Raw genomic sequence first — 6,213 nt, forward strand, 5'->3', positions numbered from 1 at the left:
CCCGTCATTCTTGACGGCGCGTATTCTAGCAACCAGCCGAGCGCATTGGCAACCTCGGGGTGGCGCTTTTTCACCAGTGATTCGCAATCGTTTTTCCACTCGCCTTCCAGCAGGTTGTCCAGCGCCATTTTCGGCGTAGCTCTCGGCAGCTCCGGATCCTGGAATACGGCTGCGGTCGCCACATGGCAATCGGGCTTGAGTACCAGATACCAGGCATCGGGCAGTTCGACTGGTTGCAGCCGCTCGCCCACTCCTTCGGCAAAGGCCGCCTTGCCACGGACAAACACCGGCACATCGGCCCCCAACTGGACGCCGAGCGCTGCCAGTTCATCTTCACTCAAACCCGCTTGCCAGAGGTGGTTAAGCGCCACCAGCGTGGTTGCTGCATCGGATGAGCCGCCGCCGATGCCGCCGCCCATGGGTAGCACCTTTTCCAGCCGGATATGGGCTCCCTGCGGGCTCGGCAGGGTTGCCTGCAGCAGGCGCGCCGCGCGGATAATCAGATTCTGCTCATCCGGCACCCCGGGAATGGCCGGGCTCAGGGTGAGTGTGTCGCTATTCGGTATCACCTCGAACTCGAGCCAGTCGCTGTGGTTGAGGAAGATAAACAGGGTCTGCAGCTCGTGATAGCCATCGGGACGACGGCCATTGACGTGTAGAAACAGGTTGAGTTTGGCCGGTGCCGGCCAGCGTGTGGAAGCCATTAACGTGCAAGAGTCCATTGGTTGATCTGAAGCTTGAGGCGGCTGTTCTGGCCGGTCATGGTCAGCTGGTGTGGCAGGCGGTAGCCATCCTGATCCCGATAATCGCCATAGACGATCTGCCACTGGCCGTCGCGCACGCTGGCCAGACTGCTGTCGGGGTTGAGTTCAAACTCCGCCTGACCCGGCAGCCCCTTGATCCACTCTGGCAATCCCGCAACCGGAATATTCCAGCCGGTCAGTTGATAGATGAGCGCTTCGGCATCCTGGCTCTGGTGGCGATTGCCATCGCTGTCGAGCAGGGTGATCTCCCCCTTGCTGCGGGAGAGCTCCAGAATGCTGGTACCAATCAGGCTGGTGAGGTTGAGGCGATAATCCTCCCCATCCTGCTGCCAGTTGAGACGGGCGCTGCCCTTTTGCTGGGGGGTGATGATGGCCATCTTGCCGGAGAGCTGCCAGTGGGTCAGCTGCTCGAGGCGGGCCCGCTCCTGGTTCCAGTTCACCTGGTCACGCTGGGGCTGGGTGGTGGCACAACCGGCCAGCAACAGCAGGCAGGTGAGGGTAAAAATACGTAGCAGCAAGAGACGGCTCCAGAGAGAGGAATTTGCCACAGTATACGGGGCGGCCGTATTGCTTTTAAAGACTTACCCTTTCTCGTACAATTGGCAGCCTTTGCACCCAGCGTATGAAATGATCGTCGCCCACTCATGAGTTTGCTTGCCCTCGGAATCAACCACAACACCGCCAGTGTCGCCTTGCGGGAACGGGTCGCCTTTGGCCCGGACTGCATCGATCGCGCCTTGCGTGAGCTGGTGAGCCAACCCGGTGTCAGCGAGGCGGTGATCGTCTCCACCTGCAACCGGACCGAACTCTATTGCAATCTCGAAGAGGAGCGGCAGGAGCAAGTGCTGCGCTGGCTGCAGCAGTTCCACGGGCTGGACGCGGCCGAACTGGTCACTGCCATCTATCAGCATCACGATGAAGAGGCGGTGCGCCACCTGATGCGGGTGGCGTGCGGGCTCGACTCGCTGGTGCTGGGGGAGCCGCAGATCCTGGGGCAGATCAAGCAATCCTATGCCCATGCCCAGCAGGCGGAGTCGGTGAAGGGGGCGCTGGAGCGGTTGTTCCAGAAATCTTTCTCGGTGGCCAAACGGGTGCGCACCGATACCGAGATTGGCGCCAGTGCCGTGTCGGTGGCCTTTGCCGCCGTCAGTCTGGGTCGGCGGATCTTCTCCGATCTCTCCCAGACCAAGGTGCTGCTGGTCGGTGCTGGTGAAACCATTGAACTGGTGGCCCGTCATCTGCGCGAGCAGAACGTCACCAAGATGATGGTGGCCAACCGCACCCTGCAGCGTGCCCAGACCCTGGCGGCCGAATTTGGTGCCCAGGTGATGACGCTCGAAGAGATCCCCGACTATCTGCACGAGGCGGATATTGTCATCAGCTCGACCGCTAGTCCACTGCCCATCATCGGCAAGGGGATGGTGGAGCGCGCGCTGAAGGCCCGCCGCTTCAAACCCATGTTTCTGGTGGATATTGCCGTGCCGCGCGACATCGAAGCCGAAGTCGATGAGCTCTCCGATGCCTATCTCTACACGGTGGATGATTTGCAGGGGATCATCGAGCAGAACCTCGAAACCCGTAAACGGGCTGCCGCCCAGGCGGAAGTGATCGTGCAGGAAGAGCGGGACGAGTTTATGGGCTGGTATCGCGGCCAGAGTTCGGTCGACCTCATTCGCGATTACCGCCATCAGTCCCAGCAAGTGGCTGACGAAGAGTTGCAACGGGCCCTGCTGGCATTGGCGCAGGGCGAGAGTGCCGAACAGGCGCTCAAGGCGATGGCCCATCGCCTCACCAACAAATTGATCCACGCGCCGACCCAGGCGTTGCGCCAGGCTGCCTCCCAGGGGGATCAGAGCGAGCTCTCCCGCTTGCGGCAGGCGCTGGGGTTGTCACAAGAGCCATAATTTTCGGGCAACCTGCCGGTTGTCCCGTCCTCCATTGAGAATGCAAGAGTTATGAATCCGTCACTGATCAGAAAGCTGGAAGGCCTCATCGAGCGCCACGAAGAAGTACAGGCCATGCTCGGCGAGCCGGATGTGGTCTCGGATCAGGATCGCTACCGCGCCCTGACCCGCGAATATGCCCAGCTGGAAGATATCGTTCACGCCTTCCAGCGTTACCGTCAGGCTCAGGATGATCTGGAGACCACCCAGATGATGCTGGAGGAGGAGGATGCCGACCTGCGCGAGATGGCGCAGGAGGAGCTGCCGCTGGCCAAGGCCAATCTGGAGGCGCTGGAGCAGGAGCTGCAACTGATGTTGCTGCCCAAGGATCCCAAGGATGACAACAACTGCTATCTGGAGATCCGCGCCGGTGCCGGTGGTGACGAAGCGGCCATCTTTGCCGGTGACCTGTTCCGCATGTACTCCCGCTTTGCCGAGCGTCAGGGCTGGCGCGTCTCCATCGTCAGCTGCAACGACGGTGAATACGGAGGCTACAAGGAGGTGATCGCCAAGATCGACGGCGAGCGCGTCTATGGCCGTCTCAAGTTTGAATCCGGTGGTCACCGGGTACAGCGGGTGCCGGAGACCGAATCTCAGGGCCGGGTGCACACCTCCGCCTGTACCGTCGCCGTGCTGCCGGAAGTGCCGGAAGCCGAGCAGATCGAGATCAACCCTTCCGATCTGAAGATCGACACCTTCCGCGCCTCCGGTGCCGGCGGTCAGCACGTCAACAAGACCGACTCGGCCATTCGCATCACCCACCTGCCGACCGGTCTGGTGGTGGAGTGCCAGGACGAGCGCTCCCAGCACAAGAACCGCGCCAAGGCGATGTCGGTGCTCTCCGCCCGCCTGCAAGCGGCCGAGGATGAGCGCCACCGCGCCGCCGAGCAGAGCACCCGCCGCAATCTGGTGGGCTCCGGCGATCGCTCCGAGCGCATCCGTACCTACAACTACCCGCAGGGCCGCCTCTCCGAGCACCGCATCAACCTGACCCTCTATCGCCTCTCCGAAGTTTTGGAAGGGGATCTGGACTGCGTCATCACCCCGCTGGTGCAGGAGTATCAGGCCGATCAGCTCGCCTCGCTGGCCGAGAACAACTGATGCAAATGGTGATCCGGCAAGCTCGCATTAAGTGTTCTGCCCATAAGGTGGAGTGGCACTGATGCAGATCCAGCAGGCCCGCGCCCATATCATGACTGTGTTGGCTGAGGGGGAGTCCCCCCGCGCCGATGCCGATGTACTGCTCTGTCATCTGCTCGGGTGTCGTCGCAGCTATCTGATGACCTGGCCCGAGCGTGAGCTGGATGCCGCCCAGCAGGCCACCCTGCAGACGTTGCTGGCTCGTCGTCTCAATGGCGAACCCATCGCCCATCTGGTGGGCGAGCGGGAGTTCTGGTCGCTGCCCCTCAAGGTGAGCCCAGCGACCCTGATCCCGCGCCCCGATACCGAGGTGCTGGTCGAGCAGGCGCTGACCAGAATCCCGCAAGGGCCGTGCGCCGTGCTGGATCTGGGCACCGGCACCGGCGCCATCGCGCTGGCGCTCAAGTCCGAGCGGCCCGAGATCGATGTGTGGGCGGTGGATCGGATGGCCGATGCCGCGGCGCTGGCCCGCGAGAACAGCGCCGCACTGGGGTTACCCATCGAGGTGCGCAACGGTAGCTGGTTCGAGCCCCTTGGCGAGCCGGATCGCGACAATACGCCACGTTTTGCGGTGATTGTCTCCAATCCCCCCTATATTGATGGCGCCGATCCCCATCTCGAGCAGGGTGATGTACGCTTTGAACCCCGCTCGGCGCTGGTTGCCGATGACGCCGGGCTGGCTGATATCCGCCACATCGTGGCCCACGCCCCCGCTTATCTGCTGACCGATGGCTGGTTGCTGCTGGAGCATGGCTGGGATCAGGGGGAGGCGGTGCGTCAGTTGCTGCGTGATGGCGGCTACCGTGAGGTAGCCACGGTGCGCGATTACGGGGATAACGACAGGGTGACGCTGGGCCTCTGCCCGCTGCGCTGACGGTTCCTCACTGTTACACGGCGGGTTGCCTGTGCGCCCCCATGCAAGGATTGAATATGGTTTTTGTGCTCAAACACCTGCACCTCACCCTGATTGCCGGGGCCGTGCTGATGTTTATGCTCCGCTTCTACTGGGTACAGACCGCCACTGGCCGAGCCTATAGCGCGCCGGTGATGAAGGTCAGCGGCTGGCTCAACGGTCTGGTGGTGCTTTCCGGCGTATTGCTCTGCATGGTGCTGGATCTCAACCCGCTCAATAACGGAACGCCCTGGCTCAGCGAGAAGCTGATGGCCATTCTGGTGCTGGTATTTCTGGCTGCGATGGCGCTGCGGCTTGCCAAAAGCAATCTGGTGCGCTGGTGCTCCTTTCTGGGGGCGCTCGGCTGGATCTACTTTATTGCCAAGTTGGCAGTGCTCAAACAGACGAGTGTGTTCGGCTAAGGCATGAAGAGAATGTTACACATAGACGAATGGACCGATTTCGAAGCCCACGACATCACCGAGCTGGCGTTGTCAGTCAGTGACGAAATTTATGGCTCGGTCGAGGAGGGGATCCGCGAGTTGAACCTGCTGGACGAGTGGCTGGACGAGCAGATTGAAGAGGGCACTTGCGACGAGGTGCGCCAACAGTTGCTGCAGGGCTTCTACCACAGCCTCGGTTTTCATGGCGACTGGCAGGACTATTTTTCTGCCAACAACTGTGACCTCAATCAGGTGCTGGTGCAGCGCAAGGGGATCCCGGTCAGTCTCGGCATTCTCATTATCCAGCTGGGGCGCAAGCTCGGGCTCGATGTAGAGGGGATCTGCTTCCCCGGCCACTTCCTGGTGAGCTTTGCCGGTGGCGAGGGGGAGGTCTATGTCGACCCCTTTACCGGCGACGAGCTGAGTCTGGCCCGCATCGAGCTGCTGCTGCGCGGTGCGTTGGGGGACTTGGCAACCCTGACCCCCGACTACCTGCAGCCCTCCGGCCAGTGGGAGATCATCGAACGGCTGCTCAACGTCAGCAAGGGTGCCCTGCTGCGGGAAGATCGCATGCCCGAGGCGCTGCGTTGCAGCGAGCTGTTGTTGCGGATGAAGCCCGGCGATCCGCTGGAGACGCGGGATCGCGGCTTTATCTACGAGCAGCTCGATTGCCCGCGCCAGGCCGCCGACGATTTTGAATATTTTATTGAACAATGCCCGGACGATCCGGTGGCCGATGTGCTGAAAGTGCAGCTGGCCGCGCTGGACCTGAGCCCCAAGCCCCTCCATTAAGGGCGGCTTGAGACTAAACAGAAGAATATCAAGGCCGCAGCGCTCGGCTGCAACGGAGTAACTTGGCTTCAGGCCCCTTCATTAAGGAAGTCTTAGATGGAACAGAAGAATATCAAGATCAACCAGATCGACGTTGCCAACGACAAACCGTTCGTGCTGTTTGGCGGCATGAACGTGCTGGAATCCCGCGACATGGCGATGGCGGTGTGCGAGAAGTACGTGGAAGTGACCAGCAAGCT

7 protein-coding genes and 1 pseudogene are annotated in these 6,213 nt (G+C 61.5%); 6 read left to right on the plus strand and 2 right to left on the minus strand.

Annotated features, from left to right (window positions below):
* A partial coding sequence (ispE, locus tag G5358_RS19720) for a 4-(cytidine 5'-diphospho)-2-C-methyl-D-erythritol kinase (RefSeq protein WP_421324753.1) occupies positions 1-704 on the minus strand: 704 nt, incomplete at its 3' end.
* Complete coding sequence (lolB, locus tag G5358_RS19725; RefSeq protein ID WP_005334955.1) at positions 704-1,282, minus strand: lipoprotein insertase outer membrane protein LolB; 579 nt, start codon at positions 1,280-1,282, stop codon at positions 704-706. The genes lolB and ispE, both read right to left, overlap by 1 nt.
* Before the next feature lie 126 nt (positions 1,283-1,408).
* Between lolB and hemA the strand changes: the two genes are divergently transcribed.
* From hemA to G5358_RS19755, 6 genes and pseudogenes are all read left to right on the plus strand, one after another.
* Entirely contained in the window at positions 1,409-2,668 is a 1,260-nt protein-coding gene (gene hemA, locus G5358_RS19730; protein WP_005362209.1) for a glutamyl-tRNA reductase, read from the plus strand.
* A 51-nt stretch (positions 2,669-2,719) separates the two neighbouring features.
* On the plus strand, positions 2,720-3,808 hold the full coding sequence (gene prfA / locus G5358_RS19735; RefSeq protein ID WP_421324754.1) for a peptide chain release factor 1: 1,089 nt from the start codon (positions 2,720-2,722) through the stop codon (positions 3,806-3,808).
* Positions 3,809-3,869: 61 nt separating this feature from the next.
* Positions 3,870-4,721 carry a peptide chain release factor N(5)-glutamine methyltransferase gene (prmC, locus tag G5358_RS19740; RefSeq protein ID WP_421277113.1) on the plus strand — a complete coding sequence of 284 codons (852 nt, stop codon included), beginning with the start codon at positions 3,870-3,872 and terminating at the stop codon, positions 4,719-4,721.
* A 56-nt stretch (positions 4,722-4,777) separates the two neighbouring features.
* On the plus strand, positions 4,778-5,161 hold the full coding sequence (locus tag G5358_RS19745; protein ID WP_005334939.1) for a SirB2 family protein: 384 nt from the start codon (positions 4,778-4,780) through the stop codon (positions 5,159-5,161).
* 12 nt (positions 5,162-5,173) lie between these two features.
* On the plus strand, positions 5,174-5,974 hold the full coding sequence (locus tag G5358_RS19750) for a SirB1 family protein (RefSeq protein WP_005362204.1): 801 nt from the start codon (positions 5,174-5,176) through the stop codon (positions 5,972-5,974).
* 96 nt (positions 5,975-6,070) lie between these two features.
* Positions 6,071-6,213, plus strand: a pseudogene (locus tag G5358_RS19755) (3-deoxy-8-phosphooctulonate synthase); the annotation flags it as partial.

The organism is Aeromonas sp. 604176 (assembly GCF_049170755.1).
GTDB classification, from domain to species: Bacteria; Pseudomonadota; Gammaproteobacteria; order Enterobacterales; family Aeromonadaceae; genus Aeromonas; species Aeromonas veronii_A.